This is a genomic window from Streptomyces sp. NPDC091287, assembly GCF_044768525.1.
Lineage (GTDB): Bacteria > Actinomycetota > Actinomycetes > Streptomycetales > Streptomycetaceae > Streptomyces.
Genome location: NZ_JBIVUV010000012.1, coordinates 127767 through 147639 on the forward strand (window position 1 = coordinate 127767; position 19873 = coordinate 147639).

Genomic DNA, 19873 nt, shown 5'->3' on the forward strand with positions numbered 1-19873 from the left:
GCCGAGCCGGGCGGGGAAAGCGGCTACCGGGGGTCCTGGCCGAACTTCGAGGTCGCCCAGAAGTAGCCGAGCACCACGAGCCCGAGGCTCCAGCCGACGGCCAGCCAGCCGTTGTGGCCGATCTCGCTGCCGAGCAGCAGGCCGCGCAGGGTCTCGATGGCCGGGGTGAAGGGCTGGTACTCGGCGATCGGCCGGAACCAGCCCGGCATCGTCTCCACCGGGATGAAGGCGCTGGACAGCATCGGGAGCAGCACCATCGGCAGGGCGTTGTTGCTGGCGGCCTCGGCGTTCGGGCTGATCAGGCCCATGCCGACCGCGACCCAGGTGAGGGCGGCGGAGAAGAGCACGAGCAGCCCGAAAGCTGCCAGCCACTCCACGAGCGTGGCGTCCGTGGAGCGGAAGCCGATGGCCACGGCGACCGCGCCCACCAGGACCACGCTCAGCACGCTCTGCAACACACTGCCGACGACGTGCCCGATGATCACGGAGCCGCGGTGGATCGCCATCGTGCGGAAGCGGGCGATGATGCCCTCGGACATGTCCGTGGAGACGGACACCGCGGTCCCGACCACGGTGGAGCCGACGGTCAGCAGCAGGATGCCCGGGACGATGTAGGCGATGTACGCGGAACGGCCGCCCCCTCCGCTGCCGATGCCCGCGCTCATCACGTCGCCGAAGATATAGACGAAAAGCAGCAGGAGCATGACAGGCGTGAGGAGCAGGTTCAGGGTGAGCGAGGGGTAGCGCCGGGCGTGCAGGAGATTGCGGCGCAGCATGGTGTTCGAGTCGCGTACGGCGACGGAGAGGGAAGTCATCGGACAGCCTCCTTCGGCTGGTTGGTCCGGGCGGGCACGCCGGAGCCGGTGAGGGCGAAGAACACGTCGTCGAGGTCGGGGGTGTGCACGGTCAGCTCGTCGGCCTCGATACCGGCCGAGTCCAGCCAGTCGAGGATGGAGCGCAGTTCGCGCTGGCTGCCGTCGCTGGGGATCTGGAGCGACAGGGTCTCGTCGTCGCGGGTGACTTCGCGCAGCGCGGAGGCGGCGGACCGGTAGGCGTCCGGGCCGGTGAAGCGGAGCTTGACGTGGCCGCCGGGGACGATCCGCTTGAGCTGCTCGGCGGTGCCCTCGGCGGCGATCCTCCCGTCGTTGAGGACGGCGATGCGGTCGGCGAGTTCGTCGGCCTCTTCCAGGTATTGGGTGGTGAGGAAGACGGTGACGCCGCCGGAGACCAGCTCGCGGATGATCCCCCACATGGTGTGGCGGGAGCGCGGGTCGAGGCCGGTGGTCGGTTCGTCGAGGAAGATGATCCGCGGGGAGCCGACCAGCGTCATCGCGATGTCCAGACGCCGCTTCATACCGCCGGAGTAGCCCGCGGCGGGCTTCCTCGCCGCCTCCACCAGGTCGAACCGCTCCAGCAGTTCGGCGGCGACCCGCCGCCCCTCACGCCGGGACAGGTGATGGAGGTCCGCCATGAGCAGCATGTTCTCCTCGCCGGTGATCAGCCCATCCACGGCGGAGAACTGGCCGGTGACACCGATCGCGGCGCGGATCGCCTGGGCGTCGGTGGCGAGGTCGTGCCCGCCGACGCGGATCTCGCCGGAGCCGGCGCCGGGGGAGATGAGGGTGGAGAGAATCTTGACGACGGTGGTCTTGCCCGCGCCGTTGGGGCCGAGCAGCGCGAAGACCGTGCCGGCCGGGACGGTCAGGTCGATGCCGTCCAGGACGGCCTTGTCGCCATAGGACTTGCGCAGTCCGGTGGCGGTGATCGCCTGGGCGGCAAGCGGGGCGGAGGACCGGGTGACGGTCATGCTGGTTCCCTTCATGCTGGTTCCCTCTCGCCGGCGGCGAGTCGGGCGTGGGCGGGACGAGAGGCGGGAGAGGCGGGCACGGCGGACTCAGGCACGGCGGACTCAGGCACGGCGGACGATGATGTCGCCGGCCCCGCTCCGGGCGTGCACCTCGACGGTCTCGTCGGAGTCCTCGGGCCCGGCGGCGGCGCCGAGCGAGTTGCGTACGGTGCCGAACTTGGGATTCAGGTCGAGCCAGGCGGCGGTGCCCTCGTGGATGCCCACTTCGAGGTCGCCGACGGAGGTGCGCAGAGCGATGCGGCCGCGGGTCACGTCGCCGACGCGGATGCGGCCGTTGGAGGCGGTCGCGTCGACCCCGGCCCGGGCGACGCCGATCTCGATGCGCCCGTTGGCGGACTTGGCGACGACGTCGCCGTGCGCGACGCCCACGGAGATGTCGCCGTTGGCCGCGTTGACCTTCAGCTCACCGCCGACCTCGTCGATCCCGGTCGCGCCGTTGCCGTTCTTGACGACCGCCGTCCCGGCGACGACGCCGACCTCGACCCGGCCCGAGCCGATGACCTCGGCGTCCCCGGTGGAGCGGACCAGCCGGATGTCGCCGTGGTCGGTCCTGAGCTCGGCACGGGCCGCCTCCTCCACCTGGAGGTCGCCGAGCGAGGTCCTGAGCTGCACCTCACCGAGCGGCCCTTCCCCGAAGAAGCCGCCCAGTGCGGAGGTGCCGCGCACATCGGACCCCGCGGGCAGTTCGATGCTCACCACGACGGCGCCCGGCTTGCCGAACAACGAGCGCTTCTTGGGGGTCTTGACGGTGAGACGACCACCCGAGCAGGAGACCTGGGTCTGCTGCACGGCACGTACGTCGTCCTCGTCGGACCCGTTTCCCGGCAGCACCTCGACGACCGTGTCGGTGCGCTTGCCGGCGGTGATGCGGGCGGTGCCGGCGTCCAGCTCGATGACGGCGGAGATCGGCTCGGGGGTGTCGAAAGAAGGCATGGCTGTCCCGTCCTCTTGGCTCGGTGAGTGATGAGTGATCAGTGACGTCGGCCGGATCGGCGATCCGCCGGTGAAGTGGCGCCCTACGAACAGACGGCCCAGCGGACCCAGCGGACCCAGCGGGCCCAGCGGACCCAGCGGACCCAGCGGACCCAGCGGACCCAGCGGGCCCAGCGGGCCTAGCGGACCCAGCCGGTGAAGCCGCGACCGCCCGAGTCCTTGTCCCGGCCCGGTGCGCTCGCGCGCCCCCCACCGTCGAGGGACACGGATACGGCCCGCACGAGCCAGGCGTTGACCGACAGCCCCTCCGCCGCGGCGGCGCTCTCGGCGCGGCCCTTGAGGTGGGCGGGGAGCCGGAGGTTGATCCGCACCATGGTGCCGTCGTCGGCCTCCCCGACCGCGGGCGCCACCACCACGGGAGCCACGACCGCCTCCCGCTCCTCCCGCACCGGCTCGGACACCGGCGGCGGCGTCACCACGAACTCGGGATCGAGCCCGCGCAGCCGTACGTCGACCGAGCCGGGAGCCAGCTCCCGGGTGACGTCGCCCATGGCCGCGGAGAGCACGTTGAGCAGGGTCAGCCGGACGGCGGACTCCAGGGGAGCACTGAGCCGCTCGGCCAGGGCGCGGGCTTCGTCACCGCTGGCATCCGCGGCGACGGCGAGTTCCCGCCGGAGATTGTCGACGTAGGGGGTGAGGTCCATGACGCCATCATGGCACATCGATGGCACCACGTCGAGCCACATTGGCGCACCTCCGGCGAATAAGCCGCTGACCTGCAACATCACAGCCAAGACGGTCATGACGGCACCACGTGGACACCCGAGAAGGCGAGGAATGGCGCCACAGCAACACCATCTGGCACCACCAGGCACCACTTGGCACCAGGTGGTGCCACTCGGCGCCACTCGGCGCCACTCGGCGCCACTCGGCGCCACTCGGCGCTCCCACGCCAGCCGACACACACGTGGCCCCGCGTGGCACGCCCTCCCCCGTCGCCGAACCTGGCTGTACTGAGGACAGACACCAAGCGCACCGCGCACAGCCCGGCCCGGGCACCCACCGAGAACCACCCCGGAGGCCCCGCATGCCCCACCCCAAGGCCCACCAGGCCCTCTGCACGCACACCCACCTGTTCCCGGGCGCGCGCTGCCGCCTCCAGGGCCTGCCCGACCCGGCGGCCTTCGCGGCGGCCCCGGAGCCGACCGACGTATACCTGCGCTTCTCCGACGGAACGGCCACGGCGGCAGAACTCCACACCGAGACCCCGACAGGCCCGTCCCTCACGGTCACCGCCTACACCACCGCGGCCGGCACCTCCATCGAGGACAGCACATGGGCCGTCAAGGAGTTCACACAGAAGGAGGGCGAGGTGGAACTGACCATCGGCACCTCGAACCGCGCCTGAACCACCCATGGGAACGGCGGAGGAACAAAAGAAGCCCGGGTCAGAAGTGCGTCTGACCCGGGCTTCACGCTGAGCCCCCTGTCGGATTCGAACCGACGACCTACGCATTACAAGTGCGTTGCTCTGGCCAGCTGAGCTAAGGAGGCGCGCCGGGAGCAGTCTAACCAACCGCGCGCCCCGCCCGTCCGCGTTTTCCGTGTGCTCCGGACTACTGACAGATCGAGAAACGCCAGGTAGCGTCACCGCAGGTTCGCGTCTGTGGACCAGACCACTCCCTACTCGGATCGTCCGGCACGTTCCTGCCGGTTGAGGAGAAGATTCAGCATGGCCAGTGTCACGTTCGACAAGGCGTCCCGCGTCTACCCCGGCTCCACGAAGCCGGCCGTGGACCAGCTCGAGATCGACATCGCGGACGGTGAGTTCCTCGTCCTCGTCGGTCCCTCCGGTTGTGGCAAGTCGACCTCCCTGCGCATGCTCGCGGGTCTTGAGGACGTCAACGGCGGTGCGATCCGCATCGGTGACCGCGACGTCACGCACCTGCCGCCGAAGGACCGGGACATCGCCATGGTGTTCCAGAACTACGCGCTCTACCCGCACATGTCCGTCGCGGACAACATGGGCTTCGCGCTGAAGATCGCCGGTATCAACAAGACCGAGATCCGGGCGAAGGTCGAAGAGGCCGCCAAGATGCTGGACCTCACCGACTACCTGGACCGCAAGCCGAAGGCGCTCTCCGGTGGTCAGCGTCAGCGTGTGGCGATGGGCCGCGCCATCGTGCGTGAGCCGCAGGTCTTCCTCATGGACGAGCCGCTGTCGAACCTCGACGCCAAGCTCCGTGTCTCCACCCGTACGCAGATCGCCTCGCTGCAGCGCCGCCTCGGCATCACCACCGTGTACGTCACCCACGACCAGGTCGAGGCCCTCACCATGGGCGACCGGGTCGCGGTGCTGAAGGACGGGCTGCTCCAGCAGGTCGACTCGCCGCGCAACATGTACGACCGCCCCGCGAACCTCTTCGTCGCCGGCTTCATCGGCTCCCCCGCGATGAACCTCGTCGAGGTCCCGATCACCGACGGCGGCGTGAAGTTCGGCAACAGCGTCGTCCCGGTCTCCCGCGAGGCGCTCACCGCCGCCGCGGACCGCGGTGACACCACCGTCACGGTCGGCATCCGCCCCGAGCACTTTGACATCGTCGAGCACGGCGGCGCCGCCGCGAAGACGCTGACCAAGGACTCCTCGGACGCGCCGGCCGGTCTCGCCGTCTCCGTCAACGTCGTCGAGGAGCTCGGCGCCGACGGCTTCGTCTACGGCGGCGCGCAGGTCGCCGGCGAGCACAAGGACCTGGTCGTCCGCGTCGGCGGCCGTGCCGTCCCGGAGAAGGGCACGGAGCTGCACGTCGTCCCGCGCCCGGACGAGCTGCACGTCTTCGCGACCTCCACCGGCGAGCGTCTCACCAACTGACGCCCCACCCGCCGTACGCCCGGCCCCGCACTCCCCGCAAGGGGGTGCGGGGCCGATTGCGTGGTCCCGGCGGGTTTGGGTTTCGGTGCCGGGCGGCAGCAAATACCCCGGCACACAGGGCATTTCACCCTGGTTCGTCAATCCCGCATTCGAAAGGGCGCGTCGAACCATCCCCCGCAAGGGTGACGAATTGTCGCCAAGTCATCACTGGCCGCTACGCTCGCTGCGTGACCCACACCGCGCGCCGCATCGGCCGATCCCTCGCTCTCGTCCTGCCCGTCGTCATGGTTCTGTCCGGGACCCTCGCGGTCACCAGCGTCCAGTGGGCGGAGTCGGACAACGACTCCCAACTGCTGGCCGCCTCGTCGGAGACCGTGTCCAAGCCCGCGAAGCCGCACACCCCGCAGGACATCCTGCGCGAGAAGCTGCTCGTGGAGCTGCAGGAGAAGGACCCGGGCACCGCGCTCACCGGCCTCCAGCGCGCCGTGGAGCAGCGTCCCTCGCTCGCCCGCCACTGCATGTCGATCGCGAAGGCCCTCGGCAAGGCGGCCGTCGAGCAGTACGGCCCGACCCGGGCGCACCGCTTCTCCCGCCCCGTCTGCGACACCTCGTTCGCCTCCGGCGTCGCGCAGTTCAGCTGAGCCCGGGAGGCGGTCGCGCGGAGCGTCGCCTTCCGTCGGCGGGCACCGCATATCGTGCCTGCCATGCATACGTATCCGACGCAGGCCGTGATCCTCGCCGGTGGCCAGGGGTCGCGGCTGCGGCCGTACACCGACGACCGCCCCAAGCCGATGGTCGAGATCCCCGGGACCGGGACTCCGATCATCGGCCATCAGCTGTCCTGGCTGGCCGCCGAGGGAGTCACCGACGCCGTGGTCTCCTGCGGGCACCTCGCCGAGGTGCTCCAGGAGTGGCTGGACGCCGCCGTACTGCCGCTCCGGGTCACCACCGTCGTGGAGACCGAGCCGCTGGGTCGCGGCGGCGGCCTGAAGTACGCGGCCGGGCGGCTGCCCGACCCGGAGCAGCCCTGGTACGCCACCAACGGCGACATCTGGACCCGCTTCTCCCTGCGGGAGATGGCCGCCTTCCACGCGGAGCGCGACGCCACCGCCACCCTGGCCCTCGCCCGGCCCCGGATCCCGTGGGGCGCCGTGGAGACCGACGCGTTCGGGCACATCACCGACTTCATCGAGTCGCCGCCCTCCCCGTATCTGATCAACGCCGGGGTGTACGTGTTCTCACCCGCGTTCACGAAGCTGCTGCCGGACCGCGGCGACCATGAGCGGACCACGTTCCCGCGCCTCGCCCGCGAGCGCCGGCTGGCCGGGTATCCGCTGCCGAACGGGGCGTACTGGCGGGCCATCGACACGGCGAAGGACCTGACCGAGGCGGCCCGCGAGCTCGGCTCCCACGAAGGCTGACGGCCTTCGCCCTCACACGAAGGGGCGGCCCCCACCCGGTTCTTCCGTCCGGGTGGGGGCCGCCCCTCACTGCTGTCGTACGGGTCAGCTGTCGTACGGGGTCAGCCGAGGAGACCGCCGATCGGGTTCCGGCCGCCGCCGCCCGTGGTCGAGCCCTCGCCGCCGGAGGAGGTCGAGCCGCCGGTGGGCGCCGGTTCGCCGCCGCCTCCGGACGAGGCGTCTCCGGTGGAGCCGGAGGAGGTGGGTCCGGCGCTGGTGGCCGCCGGGGGCTCCTGCGGGGTGGACTGCTGCGGGGGCGCCTGGTCGGTGCCCTGGGTCTGGCTGGGCTGGGTGCCCGAACCGGTGCTCTGGCCGCCGGAGTCGCGCGTCGCGCCCGGTGTGGCCTGGCCGTCGGCGGGGGTGGTGGCCGCGCCGGAGCGGCTGGGCTCCGGCTGTCGCCGCTGGTCCGGTGTACGGGAGGCCTGGCGCTCGCCGGTGGACTCCTGGGGCAGCGGCATGCCGGGAAGGCGGTTGGTGGGGTTGTCGTTGCGGCCGGGGACGGTGACGACCTCGCTGGAGCGGACCGCTCCGCCGAGGATGGAGCCGATGAGCAGGGTGAGGCCGACGACGACCGTCGCGACGATGGTGCCCCGGCGCAGGACCCGGCGGCGCAGGTCCCAGATCTCCGAGCGCGGGCCGAGCTTGCGCCAGGCCTCTCCGGCCAGCCGGCCGTCCACGGAGTAAACCGGCGCGCCCGCGATGATCAGCGGGCTCCAGGCGGCCAGCAGGATGATGTCGGGTGCGTCGTACACGGCGACCGAGCGCCAGCTCACGGTCACCAGCAGCGCGGCGGAGAGCAGCGCGCCGAACGCGGCGGCGACCCGCTGCCAGAGGCCGAGGACGGTGAGCACGCCGACCACGACCTGGAGGAAGGCGACGGTCAGGCCGGCGCCGACCGGGTGGGAGAGCGCGAAGTCGCGCAGCGGCTCGGCCATCGCCCACGGGTGCAGGGAGGTCAGCCACTTGACCATCGAGCCGCGCTCGCCGCCGTCGAAGTAGACGGGGTCGCTCAGCTTGCCCATGCCGGCGTAGATGGAGATGAAGCCGAGCAGCACCCGCATGGGGAGCAGGACGACGCCCAGGTTCATCCGGTGACCGGGGTAGTAGGCGTGCCGGACGGGGTCGCCCACGCCCCGCCGGGCGCGGGACTCGGCGGTTTCGTCGGCCTCGTCGTAGTCGTCGTCGCCGGGGGCGCCGGGGGCGCCGGTCCTGCCGAGGTCGTCGGGCCCCTCGACCGGGTCGTACGCGCCGACGGCCTGCCGCATGGGCGGCAGCAGCGGACCGGTGTGTCCCGGCTGGTGGGGGGCGGTCAGTACGGGGTTGGGCTGCGTCTCCTCCAGGAGCGGGATGACCTGCGTCGCGCCCGCTCCGCGCCCGTCCCCGGACCCCCCGCCGAGTCCGGCGTCGAGGTGTCCCGCGGTGGAGTTGCGCACGGCCTGGAGGAGGCCTGTCGCGCCGGGGTCGCCGGGAGCGGACTTCCCGCTCCAGACGACCGGTGCCCGCCTGCGGCCTCCGCCGGCACCGCTCATGGCAGGGATGCGGGCCGTTTCCGCGGGGGCACCGCGCAGCCGTGCGCGCTGACCCGGGGCGAGCTGCACCCGGAAGCTGGCGTGGTTGACGATGACCTGCGCGGGGTCGCTGTCCACCTTGGTCATGCTCAGGGCGGCGGGTTGCTCGTCGAACCGAGGCGTTCTGGTGTCCACACTCATCTAACCGAGTGATGTGTGTTTAGGACACTGCCTTGACCGCACCGGATGTGTCCGAGACCCGTCAAGATCAGGCCAAACTCGGGCAACCTGGAACTGTGTTCGGCGTTCGCGCGTCAACTCGCCGGGCGGGCGAGCCGGTTGCCGCGCACGCGTTGCCGCGCACGCGTTGCCGCGCGAACGCCGTGGCACCCGCGGGCCGGCGACCCGAACCGACCCGCGGCCCGACGGACGGCTATCCGCGGCGGCGCGCCACCTCGTACAGCACGATGCCCGCCGCGACACCGGCGTTGAGCGACTCCGCGCCGCCCGGCATCGAGATCCGCACCCGGTAGTCGCAGGTCTCGCCGACGAGACGGCCGAGCCCCTTGCCCTCGCTGCCGATGACGATGACGACCGGGCCCGCCAGCTGCTCCAGGTCCTCCACCGTGTGCTCGCCGTCGGCGGCCAGGCCGACGACCGTGAGGCCCGCCTTCTGGTAGCCCTCCAGCGCGCGGGTGAGGTTGGTGACCCGGGAGACGGGCGTGCGGGCCGCCGTGCCGGCGGAGGACTTCCACGCACCGGCGGTCATGCCGGCCGCGCGGCGCTCGGGGACGACCACGCCGTGGCCGCCGAACGCGGAGACCGAGCGGACGATGGCGCCGAGGTTGCGCGGGTCGGTCACCCCGTCGAGGGCCACGATCAGCGGGTCCTCGTTGTTGTCGTACGCGGCGGCGGTGAGGTCCTCCGGGTGCGCGTACTCGTACGGCGGGACCTGGAGGACGAGGCCCTGGTGGTTCAGGCCGTTCGTCATCCGGTCCAGCTCGGGGCGCGGGGCCTCCATCAGGTTGATGTTGCCGCGCTCGCTCGCGAGCTTGAGGGCGTCGCGGACGCGCTCGTCGTTGTCGATGAACTGCTGGACGTAGAGGGTGACGGCGGGCACGCCGTCCCGCAGGGCCTCGTAGACCGGGTTGCGGCCGACGACCATCTCCGAGGTGCCCTTGACGCCGCCGCGCCGGGGGGCGGGGCGGCGGGCGGCGGCCTGCTTGGCCTGGGCGCCGGCGATCCGGTTCTTCTTGTGCCCCTTACGGGCGGAGGCCGGCGGCGTCGGTCCCTTGCCTTCGAGACCACGGCGTCGCTGGCCACCGCTGCCGACCTGCATGCCCTTCTTGTTGGACGTGCGGCGGTTCCTGCGCTGGCTGTTCCCGGCCATGATCTACCTGTTTCGTTGCTTTCAGACGTACGTACGTATAAGGAAAGTGTGCCGCCCGGATCGCCGGGCGGCACAATCTCACTGCTCGGAGCGGGTGCTCAGCGCGGTCCCAGCGTCCACCGGGGGCCGGTGGGGCTGTCCTCGATGACGAGGCCGGACTGGTTGAGCTGGTCGCGGATGGCGTCGGCCGCGGCCCAGTCCTTGCGGGCGCGGGCCGACTGCCGCTGGTCGAGGACGAGGCGCACGAGGGTGTCGACGACGCCGTGCAGATCCTCGCCCCGGTCGCCCTCGCCCGCCCAGTGCGGGTCGAGCGGGTCCAGGCCGAGGACGCCGAGCATGGCCCGGACCTCGGCGAGGCGGTCGGCCGCGGCTTCCTTGTCGTCGGCGGCCAGTGCGCTGTTGCCCTGGCGGACGGTGGTGTGGATGATCGCCAGCGCCTGCGGCACGCCCAGGTCCTCGTCCATCGCCTCGGCGAAGGCGGGCGGCACCTCGGCGGCGGGGGCGACGACCTCGCCGACCTTCTCGGTGACGCGCTGGACGAAGCCCTCGATCCGCGCGAACGCGGACTCGGCCTCGCGCAGGGCCTCCTCGCTGTACTCGATCATCGACCGGTAGTGCGGGGTGCCGAGGTAGTAGCGCAGGACGATCGGGCGCCACTGCTTGACCATTTCGCTGACGAGGACGGAGTTGCCCAGCGACTTCGACATCTTCTCGCCGGACATGGTGACCCAGCCGTTGTGCACCCAGTACTTCGCGAACTCGTCGCCGTAGGCCTTGGCCTGGGCGATCTCGTTCTCGTGGTGGGGGAAGACCAGGTCGATGCCGCCGCCGTGGATGTCGAAGGCGGAGCCCAGGTACTTGTGGGCCATCGCGGAGCACTCCAGGTGCCAGCCGGGCCGACCCCGGCCCCAGGGCGTCTCCCAGCTGGGCTCGCCCGGCTTCGTGGCCTTCCACATGGCGAAGTCGCGCTGGTCGCGCTTGCCGGTCTCGCCGTCGCCGGAGGGCTGGCGCAGATCGTCCAGCTCCTGGTTGGAGAGGGCCAGATAGCTGGGCAGCGAGCGCACGTCGAAGTAGACGTTGCCGTCGGCCTCGTAGGCGTGACCGCTCTCGATGAGGCCGCGCATCATCTCGATCATCTCGGGGACGTGACCGGTGGCGCGGGGCTCGTAGGTGGGCGGCAGGCAGCCCAGCGCGTCGTAGCCGTCGTTGAACGCGCGCTCGTTCTCGTAGCCGATCGACCACCACGGGCGGCCCTGCTCGGCGGACTTCGCGATGATCTTGTCGTCGATGTCGGTGACGTTCCGGATGAACGTGACGTCGTAGCCGCGGTACGTGAACCAGCGGCGCATGATGTCGAAGTTCAGGCCCGAGCGGATGTGGCCGATGTGCGGTGCTGCCTGGACAGTGGCGCCACAGAGGTAGATCGAGACGCAGCCCGCTGTGAGCGGGACGAAGTCACGGATCTGCCGGGCGTTGGTGTCGTGCAGGCGAATAGTCACGCCTCAAGGGTAGTAGGCCCGCACCAGTGCCCCGCGACCCTTGGGGATCGCGGGGACAACTTTCTGGTACCGGGATACCCCGAAACGGCCCGCGAAGGGCCCGGAGAGCGTTCTCACGCCCTCCGTGGGGCCTACAGGCGGCCGACGACCTTGCGCGGGGAGATGCGCACCACGACGCGGGGGTCGTCGTCGGCGGAGTTCGGGTTGAACTCCGCGTACGGCTTGCCGGTGTACTTCACCGACAGCTCGTCGATCAGCTCCTGCCCGCCGTCCGTCGTCAGCGTCGCCTCGCCGCGGATCTCGGCGTAGCTGTACGGGGCGTCGAAGGGCTGGACGACCACGGTGACGCGCGGGTCGCGGCGGAGGTTCTTCTCCTTGCGGCGGCCGACGGTGGTGGAGATCAGGACGTCGTCGCCGTCGCGCTTGACCCAGACCGGGGAGACCTGGGGGCTGCCGTCGGGCTGGATGGTGGCGATGTTGACGAACACGGGGCTGTCGAGCAGGTTCTTGAGCTCGGCGGAGAGTGCGGCGGTCATGCGTACGGCCTCCTGTGCGCTGCGGTCGGTCCTTCGTCCAGTGCTGCTCCTACCCGGCAACCGCGCGCGTTCCCCGAACCTTCCCGCCCCGGCCCGCCGGAAGGGTGAACGCCAGCGCCGCCCCCGCCAGCGGGACCGCCGCGAGCACCGCCCACCGCACGGGCGCGGGCGCGTCGAGCAGCGCGCCGGTCGCCGCGCTCCCCCCGAGGACGGCGATCCCGGATACGGAGGAGAGCGCCCCGGTGGCCAGCCCGAGCTGCCGGTCCTCGACCAGGTCGGGCACCAGGCCCCGGGCGGCGGGGACCAGCAGCATCTGGCCCAGGGTCAGCAGGACGACGAGCGCCGCGCCGGGCAGCAGACCGCCGGGTCCTGCCGGGGTGAGCGGTACGGCGGCGAACCCGGCGGCGACGACGGCGAGGCCGGTGACCAGTGCGGTGCGCGGGGTGATCCGGTGGGCGGACCAGCGGGTGAGCGGCAACTGGGCGACGACGACGAGCAACGAGGACAGCGCGAAGAGCCAGCCGAGCGCGGCCCCCGATCCGGTGGCCCGCTCCACCTCGACGGGCAGCGAGAGGTAGAGCTGGTTGTAGGCGACGAGGTAGCTGCTGTACGCGAGGCAGAGCAGCAGGAACGGCCGGTTGGTGAAGACCGCCCGCCACGGCGACCGGCCCGGTTGGGCCGTACGGGTGATGGCGTCCGGCGCCTGTGCCTCCCCCCGTTCGCGTACGGGGTCGGCTGCCCGGTCCCGTACGGGGTCGGCTGCCCGGTCCCGTACCGGGGCGGTTGCTCGGTCCCGTACCGGGGCGGCGCGCGGCATCAGGCGGGCGTGCCCGGTCAGTACGCCGACGAAGACGGCGGCCCCGGCGAGGCACGCGGTCCGGAAGCCGCCGCCGAGCAGCAGGAGCAGGGAGCCGAGCAGCGGCCCGATGAACGCCCCGGCCTGCCCGGCGGCGGAGAACAGGGCGAGGACGTGGGCGCGCGGGGCGCCGGTGTCCCGTTCGTGCCGGACGGCCTCGCGGGCGGCCTCGGACTCGACGGCCGGGGAGAACAGCGCGGCGGCGAAGCCGATGAGGAGCACGGCGGCGATGACGGTGGCCGTGGACCCGGCGAGCGCGAGCCAGCCGAACCCGGCGATCCGCAGGGCGCAGCCCGCCAGCACGACGGGGCGCGGGCCGTAGCGGTCGGTGAGGGCGCCGCCGACGACGAACAGGCCCTGCTGGCTGAAGGTGCGCAGGCCGAGGACGAGGCCGACGAGCCAGCCCGCCATGCCGAGGCCGCTGCCGAGGTGGGTGGCCAGGTAGGGCAGGACGGCGTAGAAGCCGACGTTGAAGGCGAACTGGGTGGCGGTGAGGAGCCGGAGGTAGGGGGTGGGCGCGCTCGCGAGCCGGGGCCGGAGGCGGCGGCCCTCCCTGGCGGCGCCGGCTTGCGCGGGTGCGGGCCGGTTCACTTCAGGCCCGCCGGGGTGCGCCCGCGCACCGCGGCCGAGGTGAGGACGGCCAGTGCGCCGAGGACGGCGAGCGCGGCGGCGGGGGCGAGGACGGCCCACGGGGCCCGTTCCGCGTACGGCATGTTCTCCGACAGCATCCGGCCCCACTCCGGCGCCGGGGCCTGCGTGCCGAGGCCGAGGAAGCCGAGGGAGGCGAGGGCGAGCGCGATGGCCGGGACGCGGAGCAGGGCGTGGCGTACCACCGGCGGCAGGACCCCGGGCAGGACGTGGCGGCGCAGCAGGTGGGCCCGGCCCGCGCCGAGGGCTACGGCGGCGGCGAGGTGCGGGGCCGCCTTCTCCTGGGCGTACAGGGCGGCGGTGTGGGCGGCGAGCGGGGCCCAGGCGACGGCGGCCACGGCCGCCGCGGCGCCCCAGGGGCCCGGCCCGGCGATGCCCGCGACGACGAGGCCGGCGAGGACGGCGGGGAGCGCGTTCGCCGTCTCGGTGAGCGCCCCGGCGCGGGCGGCTCCGAGGAGCAGCCCGAGCACCAGGGTGACGGCTCCGACCGCCACGGCGGCCAGCGCGGTGCGGGCCGCGCCGTGGCCGAGGCGGGCGAGGACGTCGCGGCCGAGGTTGTCGGTGCCGAGGGGGTGCGCGGCGGAGGGGCCGGCGAGGCGGGCGGCCGTGTCGACGTGGAGGGGGTCGCGCAGGAGGCCCGCGACGGTGACGGCGATCAGGAGGCCGCCGAGGACGAGGGCGGCGACGGCGAGGGCGCGGCGGCCGGGCAGCCGGGGCGCGACGAGGGCGGGCAGCGCGCGGTCGGTGAGCGCGGGGCCGAGCAGCACGCGGACGGCGAGGCGGGACAGCAGGCCCGCGGCGACCCCGAGGAGCAGCAGGACCAGCACGGCCGCCTGGAGGACGGGCAGGTCCTGGGCGAGGGCGGCGGCCAGGGCCGTACCGCCGAGGCCGGGGATCGCGTACAGCGTCTCGACGGCGACCGCCCCGCCGGTCAGCCCGACCGCGACCAGGCCGAGCTGGGGCAGCAGGCCCGGCAGCGCCCGGCGCAGGGCGTGCCGGGCGACGATGCGGCCGGGCAGGCCGCTCGCGGCGGCGGCCCGGGCCCAGGGTTCGGCGAACGCGCCGGGCAGGGCGTCGTCCAGCAGCCGGCCGAGCAGCGCCCCGGCGGGGACGCCCATGGCGAGCGCGGGCAGCACGAGCTGGTCGGGTGCGCCCCAGCCGAGCGCCGGGAACCACCCGAGGTGCACGGCGAACACCGTGGCCAGTACGGCGGCGAGCAGGAACTCGGGCAGCGCGGCGAGCACCGCCGCGCCCGCTCCGGCGCGCACCCGGACGATCCGGCGCGCGGCCCCGCGCCGCAGGGTGGCGGCGCTCAGCGCGAGGGCGAGGAGGACGGCGACCGCGAGCGAGGCGCCCATCAGGGTGAGGGAGTTGCCGAGCGCGGCGGTCACGTCGGGTCCGACGGGCTGCCCGGAGACCCAGGACGTGCCGAGGTCGCCGCGTACGAGCCCGCCGAGCCAGCCGCCCAGGACGTGCCACGGCCCGCCGTCGAGCCCGGTCTCGGCGCGGATCGCGGCGAGGGTCTCGGGCGTCGGGGCCCGGTCGGCGTACCGGGCGTGCAGGATCGTGCGGGCCGGGTCGGTCCGGGTCAGCCAGGGCAGCAGCCCGATCACCGCGACGACGGCGAGCAGCGCGCCGAGCCGTCCGGCGAGGTACTTCACGCGGTCACCCGATGCGGGTGTCGGCGGTGATGAGGGTGCGTTCCATCGGGTCGAGGGCGACGCCCCGGACGCGGGTGTCGTCGTACCCCTGCACGAAGCGCTCGTGGACGAGCGGGACGAGGGCGTCGGAGCCGAGGATCGCGGCCTCGGCGGTCATCTCGGCCCGGTGGCGGGCGTCGGTGTCGGCGAGGGCGGCGGCCCGGTCGACGGCGGCGTCGACGGGGGTCGCGCAGAGCTGGGTGATGTTGAAACTGCCGTCGCAGGTGAAGTCGGAGGCGAGGTAGGAGACCGGGTCGGCGGTGTCCAGGAGGGTGTTGCGGGCCTGGATGAACGCGTCGTACTTCCCGGCGAGCGCGTCGGCCTCCATCTGCGCGTAGTCGCGGACGACCTGCTTGACGGTGAAGCCGCGCTTCTCCAGCTGCTGCTGGACGACGGTGGCGGCCTCGGGCAGCTCGGGCCGGTTGGTGTAGGTGGCGAGAACGATCTGCCCGGTCTTCGCGACCTCGGCCGGGGCGGCGGCCTTCGCGCGGCCGGTGGGGGCGGTGCGCAGGTCGGCGGCCCACGGGACGCCGGGGCCCAGCAGCCCCTGGGCGGTGTCGGCGCGCCCCTCGTAGACGCCGTCGACGAGGGCCTGGGAGTCGATGGCCTCGCGGGCGGCGGCGCGCATCGCCGGGTCTGCGAAGACGCCGCGTTCGGTGTTGAGGGAGAGGCCGTTGGTGCGGGCGGAGGGGAATTCGTGGACCAGGCCGTCGCCGAGCAGCGAGGCCTGCGAGATCGGTACGTACTCGGCGACGTCCACGTCCTTGGTCCGCAGCGCGTTGGCGCGGGCGGTGCCGTCGGCGACGAACTTCACGTCGGCGCCGGGGGCCTTCGCCCTGTCGCCCCAGTAGGTGTCGTTGCGCTCCAGGGTGGCGCTGACCGCGCCGTTGACCTCGGCGAGGGTGAAGGGTCCGGTGGCGTGCCCGGCGGGGTTCACCTTGGACGCGTCCTTGTACGCGGCGGCGGACAGGATGCTCAGCGACGGGTTGGCCAGCCGCTGGGGCAGCAGCGGGTCGGCGTCCTTGGTGGTGATCCGTACGGTTCCGGCGCCCTCCGCCGTGGCGGTGAGCGTCGTGTCGGACAGCACGCGGGGCTTGGGGGACGCCTTCTGCGCGGCGGTCAGTGACCGGACCACGGCTGCTGCGTCGAGCTTCGTCCCGTCCTGGAAGACGGCGTCCTCGCGGACGGTGAACTCCCAGGCCCTCTCGCCGTCGCGCTTCCAGGAGGCGGCGAGCGCGGGCTTCGCCTCACCGTTGCGGTCGAGCCGGGTGAGCCCCTCGACGACGGCGAGCCGGCTCAGGGTGACAGCGTCGTCGCCGTACGGGGACATGGCCTGGGCGGGCGGGAAGGCCATGGCCACCTTCAGCCGCTGGTCCCCGCCGGAGCCGCCGGAATCCGTGGACGAGGTGCAGGCGGTGGCGACGGGCACGAGGAGCGTGGCGGCGGCCAGGGGCAGCGCGACGCGGCGGCGGGGAAGGCGGGGCCGGAAGGTGGGCATGGCGACGACCTTATATGAAAACGATTGTCATCTAATGGGCGGGGGTGGTCCGGGGGGAGCCGCCGGCGGCACCGGGGACGGCCCCGGGCATCGGCAGTTCGAAGTGGACGATCCCCTGCCCGCCCCCGGGCAGCGCCCGCTCGTCGCACACCTCACGGGCCAGCGAACGCCAGAAGGGCTCGGCGCCCGGCACGGCGGGGTCGGTGTGCAGGTACAGCGCCTCGTAGCCCCCGGCCCGGGCGGCGAACTCCGCCAGCTCCCGCACCAGTCGCCGGGCCAGCCCGTGCCTGCGGTGCTCGGGGCGCACATAGATCCGGCAGAGCTGCGCGGTGGTCCCGGAGGGGAAACGCTCGGCGACCCACGGGGGATTGGGCGGCGCCTGCGGCCCCCGGTCGCGCACGGCTCCGGTGGCGACGATCCCGCCGCGGTGCTCGACGACGAGCAGGGTGCAGCGCTCCGGGCGCAGATAGGCGGCCCGGGGGTCGATGATGTCGGCGTGCCAGCGGGGTACGTAGCCGGACTTCAGGTCGCGGTAGACGGTGTCGAGCATCACGGCCCGCGCTCCGCCGAGGTCGTCGGCGGTGGCGGTGCGCAGGACGTATCCGGCGTCCCCGTGGGCCCCGTCGGTGTCGGTCCGGTCGGCCACCGTCCCCGCCATCACCGTGGTCGCGCTGGTCACCGGTCCCACTTCCGCCTCCTCCTGCACATCGCTTGCATCTTCAGCGTACGTGCAAGTGATGTGCAGGAGGCGGCGCCCCTGCACGTCAGGCGGTCACAGGAGGCGCGGCCTCCCGGGTGCCGCCCGGGCGTCAGGCGGTCCGGTAGACCAGGGCGGTCGCGATGCCGGCGATGCCCTCGCCGCGGCCGGTGAAGCCGAGCCCGTCGGAGGTGGCGGCGGAGAGCGAGACCGGGGCGCCCACGGCGTCGGACAGCACCTTCTGCGCCTCCTCACGCCGCTTGCCGATCTTCGGGCGGACGCCGACGACCTGGACGGCGACGTTCCCGATCTCGAAGCCCCCGGCGCGGACGATCCGGGCGGCTTCGGTGAGCAGCGTGACGCCCGCGGCCCCGGACCACTCGGGGCGGCCGGTGCCGAAGTGCTGCCCGAGGTCGCCGAGGCCGGCGGCGGAGAAGAGCGCGTTGCAGGCGGCGTGCGCGACGACGTCGGCGTCCGAGTGACCGGCCAGACCGGGCCCCTCGCCCTCCCACTTCAGGCCCGCGCACCACAGCTCGCGGCCCTCCTCGAAGGCGTGGATGTCGGTGCCGATGCCGACGAGCGGGATGACGGGGGCGGGGGCTCCCGCTCCGGGGTTCTCAGAAACCATCGTTGGCCCTCCTGCGGGCGAGTACCGCCTCGGCCAGCACCAGATCGAGCGGCCGGGTCACCTTGAACGCCTCCTCGTGGCCGGGGACGACGACCACGGGCGCGCCGAGCCGTTCCACCATGCCCGCGTCGTCCGTGGCGCCCTCGCCGTCGACCGCGACCTCGGCGTGCGCCCGCACCAGCGTGTCCCGGTCGAAGCCCTGCGGCGTCTGCACCGCGCGCAGCCTGGCCCGTACGGGGGTGGCGAGCACCGGCTCCGGCTCCCCGGGCGTCACGGCGGGCTCCACCTCCTTGACGGTGTCCGCGAGGGGCAGCGCGGGCACGACGGCGGGCGCTCCGTCCCGTACGGCCGAGGCGACGGCGTCGACCGTGTCGACCGGCACCAGGGGGCGGGCGGCGTCGTGGACCAGGACGACGGAGATGTCCTCGGGCAGCGCGTCGAGGCCCAGCCGCACGGACTCCTGGCGCGTCTCACCGCCCGGCACCACCAGGTAGTCGGTGCGCTCGGGCAGCGGGTGCTCGTCGAGGAGGTGCTTGACCTCGGGCGCACCGTCCGGCGGGGCGACGACCACGACGAGGGAGACGGCCCGGGACGCGGCCATGGCGCGAATGGCGTGGATCAGCATGGGCGTCCCGCCGAGCACCCGAAGGGCCTTGGGCGCGCCCGGCCCGAGCCGCACGCCCCGTCCGGCCGCGGGGATCACCGCGGCGGTACGGGGAGGGCGCGGCCGGTCGGTCGGGGGTGGCGTCGATGACATCGGTTGCACTCCGAAGGTCCGAGAAGGTCCGAAGGTTCGGCAGGTTTGTTTCCACGACCGACATGGGTAGGGGCCCAGCGAGCCGGGCGTGACGCCCTGGACTCGCACCGGGCCCCTTCCGTGACACCCGGTCGAGCACAGGTCGCGTCGGGTGCTCACCCAGCAGGGGGGCCGTCCTTCACCGACGGCCGCCGCATACGCGGATCACATCGCGGGCACGGGGCTACCGGCAGTCGGGCACCGGATGCGGGTCCGAACATGCCGCAGCGCCCGACGACACAGCGTGAAAACGGCTGGTCAGCGGGCACCGCGGCACATTCATACAACCGGTGCGCTCCGGCCGTACGAGCCGGAGTAATCCAGTTTTCAGGACGCGAGGACCTCGTCGAGCAGAGCCTCGGCCTTGTCCTCGTTCGTGTTCTCCGCGAGGGCGAGCTCGCTCACCAGGATCTGGCGGGCCTTGGCGAGCATGCGCTTCTCTCCGGCGGAGAGACCGCGCTCGCGCTCCCGACGCCACAGGTCACGCACTACTTCGGCGACCTTGATGACATCGCCGGAGGCGAGCTTTTCGAGATTTGCCTTGTAGCGCCGGGACCAGTTCGTCGGCTCTTCGGCATACGGTGCGCGCAGCACCTCGAAGACCCGGTCCAGCCCGTCCTGCCCGACCACGTCGCGCACGCCCACGAACTCCGCATTGTCCGCCGGCACACGAACCGTCAAGTCGCCCTGGGCGACCTTGAGCACCAAGTAGGTCTTGTCCACGCCTTTGATCTGGCGAGTTTCGATAGCCTCGATCAGCGCGGCCCCGTGATGGGGATAGACCACGGTGTCGCCAACCTTGAACGTCATGTGACAGGTACCCCTTCCGTGGCTATCCAGAGTAACACGAGAACCGCATCTCCTGAATGGCGTTTTCGCAGGTCAGGGCATATCTCGGGGCTTGACAACAGCAACACGAACGTGCTGCGGAAGGCTTCCGGAAGACGGTATTCGCAGGTCGGAGCCACTGTGCGCCCGGAGCGAAACA

19 protein-coding genes and 1 tRNA gene are annotated in these 19873 nt (G+C 72.7%); 4 read left to right on the forward strand and 16 right to left on the reverse strand.

Annotated features, from left to right (window positions below):
* Positions 1–23: 23 nt before the first annotated feature.
* The 4 genes from ACIQRW_RS21465 to ACIQRW_RS21480 form a co-directional block, all read right to left on the reverse strand.
* On the reverse strand, positions 24–815 hold the full coding sequence (locus tag ACIQRW_RS21465) for an ABC transporter permease (RefSeq protein WP_403762606.1): 792 nt from the start codon (positions 813–815) through the stop codon (positions 24–26).
* Positions 812–1807 (reverse strand): ATP-binding cassette domain-containing protein, encoded by a 996-nt coding sequence (locus ACIQRW_RS21470; RefSeq protein ID WP_403762969.1) that lies wholly within the window; start codon positions 1805–1807, stop codon positions 812–814. The genes ACIQRW_RS21465 and ACIQRW_RS21470 overlap by 4 nt, the downstream gene beginning before the upstream one ends.
* Before the next feature lie 102 nt (positions 1808–1909).
* On the reverse strand, positions 1910–2800 hold the full coding sequence (locus ACIQRW_RS21475; RefSeq protein ID WP_403762609.1) for a DUF4097 family beta strand repeat-containing protein: 891 nt from the start codon (positions 2798–2800) through the stop codon (positions 1910–1912).
* A 179-nt stretch (positions 2801–2979) separates the two neighbouring features.
* Entirely contained in the window at positions 2980–3504 is a 525-nt protein-coding gene (locus ACIQRW_RS21480) for a hypothetical protein (RefSeq protein ID WP_403762612.1), read from the reverse strand.
* A gap of 383 nt (positions 3505–3887) precedes the next feature.
* Here ACIQRW_RS21480 and ACIQRW_RS21485 point away from each other — a divergent pair, with 383 nt between their 5' ends.
* The gene (locus ACIQRW_RS21485) at positions 3888–4208 is read left to right on the forward strand and encodes a hypothetical protein (RefSeq protein WP_403762615.1); all 321 of its coding nucleotides are present in this window, start codon (positions 3888–3890) and stop codon (positions 4206–4208) included.
* Positions 4209–4280: 72 nt separating this feature from the next.
* Here the strand turns inward: ACIQRW_RS21485 and ACIQRW_RS21490 are convergent.
* A tRNA-Thr gene (locus tag ACIQRW_RS21490) sits at positions 4281–4354 on the reverse strand.
* A 178-nt stretch (positions 4355–4532) separates the two neighbouring features.
* Here ACIQRW_RS21490 and ACIQRW_RS21495 point away from each other — a divergent pair.
* From ACIQRW_RS21495 to ACIQRW_RS21505, 3 genes are all read left to right on the forward strand, one after another.
* Positions 4533–5669: an ABC transporter ATP-binding protein gene (locus tag ACIQRW_RS21495; protein ID WP_403762618.1), complete on the forward strand. Its 1137-nt coding sequence runs from the start codon at positions 4533–4535 to the stop codon at positions 5667–5669.
* Positions 5670–5896: 227 nt separating this feature from the next.
* On the forward strand, positions 5897–6310 hold the full coding sequence (locus ACIQRW_RS21500; RefSeq protein ID WP_403762622.1) for a hypothetical protein: 414 nt from the start codon (positions 5897–5899) through the stop codon (positions 6308–6310).
* 63 nt (positions 6311–6373) lie between these two features.
* A complete protein-coding gene (locus ACIQRW_RS21505) occupies positions 6374–7090 on the forward strand; it encodes an NDP-sugar synthase (RefSeq protein ID WP_397925040.1) in 717 nt (238 codons plus the stop codon).
* Between the two features lie 101 nt (positions 7091–7191).
* Here ACIQRW_RS21505 and ACIQRW_RS21510 read toward each other — a convergent pair whose 3' ends face one another.
* From ACIQRW_RS21510 to ACIQRW_RS21560, 11 genes are all read right to left on the reverse strand, one after another.
* Positions 7192–8838, reverse strand: coding sequence for a DoxX family membrane protein (locus tag ACIQRW_RS21510; RefSeq protein WP_403762625.1), 1647 nt, complete (start codon positions 8836–8838; stop codon positions 7192–7194).
* Positions 8839–9070: 232 nt separating this feature from the next.
* The gene (rlmB, locus tag ACIQRW_RS21515; RefSeq protein WP_403762628.1) at positions 9071–10027 is read right to left on the reverse strand and encodes a 23S rRNA (guanosine(2251)-2'-O)-methyltransferase RlmB; all 957 of its coding nucleotides are present in this window, start codon (positions 10025–10027) and stop codon (positions 9071–9073) included.
* A 98-nt stretch (positions 10028–10125) separates the two neighbouring features.
* Positions 10126–11526 carry a cysteine--tRNA ligase gene (gene cysS, locus ACIQRW_RS21520; protein WP_403762631.1) on the reverse strand — a complete coding sequence of 467 codons (1401 nt, stop codon included), beginning with the start codon at positions 11524–11526 and terminating at the stop codon, positions 10126–10128.
* A 131-nt stretch (positions 11527–11657) separates the two neighbouring features.
* On the reverse strand, positions 11658–12062 hold the full coding sequence (locus tag ACIQRW_RS21525) for a PPOX class F420-dependent oxidoreductase (protein WP_403762634.1): 405 nt from the start codon (positions 12060–12062) through the stop codon (positions 11658–11660).
* Positions 12063–12111: 49 nt separating this feature from the next.
* A complete protein-coding gene (locus tag ACIQRW_RS21530) occupies positions 12112–13509 on the reverse strand; it encodes an MFS transporter (RefSeq protein ID WP_403762637.1) in 1398 nt (465 codons plus the stop codon).
* Positions 13506–15227: an ABC transporter permease subunit gene (locus tag ACIQRW_RS21535; protein ID WP_403762640.1), complete on the reverse strand. Its 1722-nt coding sequence runs from the start codon at positions 15225–15227 to the stop codon at positions 13506–13508. The genes ACIQRW_RS21530 and ACIQRW_RS21535 overlap by 4 nt, the downstream gene beginning before the upstream one ends.
* 4 nt (positions 15228–15231) lie before the next feature.
* A complete protein-coding gene (locus ACIQRW_RS21540) occupies positions 15232–16764 on the reverse strand; it encodes an ABC transporter substrate-binding protein (protein ID WP_403762643.1) in 1533 nt (510 codons plus the stop codon).
* 31 nt (positions 16765–16795) lie between these two features.
* Positions 16796–17422: a GNAT family N-acetyltransferase gene (locus ACIQRW_RS21545; RefSeq protein ID WP_403762972.1), complete on the reverse strand. Its 627-nt coding sequence runs from the start codon at positions 17420–17422 to the stop codon at positions 16796–16798.
* A 151-nt stretch (positions 17423–17573) separates the two neighbouring features.
* Positions 17574–18089 carry a 2-C-methyl-D-erythritol 2,4-cyclodiphosphate synthase gene (ispF, locus tag ACIQRW_RS21550; protein WP_403762646.1) on the reverse strand — a complete coding sequence of 172 codons (516 nt, stop codon included), beginning with the start codon at positions 18087–18089 and terminating at the stop codon, positions 17574–17576.
* Positions 18079–18846 (reverse strand): 2-C-methyl-D-erythritol 4-phosphate cytidylyltransferase, encoded by a 768-nt coding sequence (ispD, locus tag ACIQRW_RS21555; protein ID WP_403762649.1) that lies wholly within the window; start codon positions 18844–18846, stop codon positions 18079–18081. The genes ispF and ispD overlap by 11 nt, the downstream gene beginning before the upstream one ends.
* A 366-nt stretch (positions 18847–19212) precedes the next feature.
* Positions 19213–19695 (reverse strand): CarD family transcriptional regulator, encoded by a 483-nt coding sequence (locus tag ACIQRW_RS21560; RefSeq protein WP_003953493.1) that lies wholly within the window; start codon positions 19693–19695, stop codon positions 19213–19215.
* Positions 19696–19873: the final 178 nt, after the last annotated feature.

Coding starts and splice junctions, on each gene's coding strand:
- ACIQRW_RS21485 (WP_403762615.1), top strand. CDS start 3,888: ATGCCCCACCCCAAGGCCCACCAGGCCCTCTGCACGCACACCCACCTG.
- ACIQRW_RS21545 (WP_403762972.1), bottom strand. CDS start 17,422: ATGGCGGGGACGGTGGCCGACCGGACCGACACCGACGGGGCCCACGGG.
- ACIQRW_RS21505 (WP_397925040.1), top strand. CDS start 6,374: ATGCATACGTATCCGACGCAGGCCGTGATCCTCGCCGGTGGCCAGGGG.
- ACIQRW_RS21540 (WP_403762643.1), bottom strand. CDS start 16,764: ATGCCCACCTTCCGGCCCCGCCTTCCCCGCCGCCGCGTCGCGCTGCCC.
- ispF (WP_403762646.1), bottom strand. CDS start 18,089: ATGGTTTCTGAGAACCCCGGAGCGGGAGCCCCCGCCCCCGTCATCCCG.
- ACIQRW_RS21475 (WP_403762609.1), bottom strand. CDS start 2,800: ATGCCTTCTTTCGACACCCCCGAGCCGATCTCCGCCGTCATCGAGCTG.
- ACIQRW_RS21560 (WP_003953493.1), bottom strand. CDS start 19,695: ATGACGTTCAAGGTTGGCGACACCGTGGTCTATCCCCATCACGGGGCC.
- ispD (WP_403762649.1), bottom strand. CDS start 18,846: ATGTCATCGACGCCACCCCCGACCGACCGGCCGCGCCCTCCCCGTACC.
- ACIQRW_RS21525 (WP_403762634.1), bottom strand. CDS start 12,062: ATGACCGCCGCACTCTCCGCCGAGCTCAAGAACCTGCTCGACAGCCCC.
- ACIQRW_RS21465 (WP_403762606.1), bottom strand. CDS start 815: ATGACTTCCCTCTCCGTCGCCGTACGCGACTCGAACACCATGCTGCGC.
- ACIQRW_RS21510 (WP_403762625.1), bottom strand. CDS start 8,838: ATGAGTGTGGACACCAGAACGCCTCGGTTCGACGAGCAACCCGCCGCC.
- rlmB (WP_403762628.1), bottom strand. CDS start 10,027: ATGGCCGGGAACAGCCAGCGCAGGAACCGCCGCACGTCCAACAAGAAG.
- ACIQRW_RS21480 (WP_403762612.1), bottom strand. CDS start 3,504: ATGGACCTCACCCCCTACGTCGACAATCTCCGGCGGGAACTCGCCGTC.
- ACIQRW_RS21495 (WP_403762618.1), top strand. CDS start 4,533: ATGGCCAGTGTCACGTTCGACAAGGCGTCCCGCGTCTACCCCGGCTCC.
- ACIQRW_RS21470 (WP_403762969.1), bottom strand. CDS start 1,807: ATGACCGTCACCCGGTCCTCCGCCCCGCTTGCCGCCCAGGCGATCACC.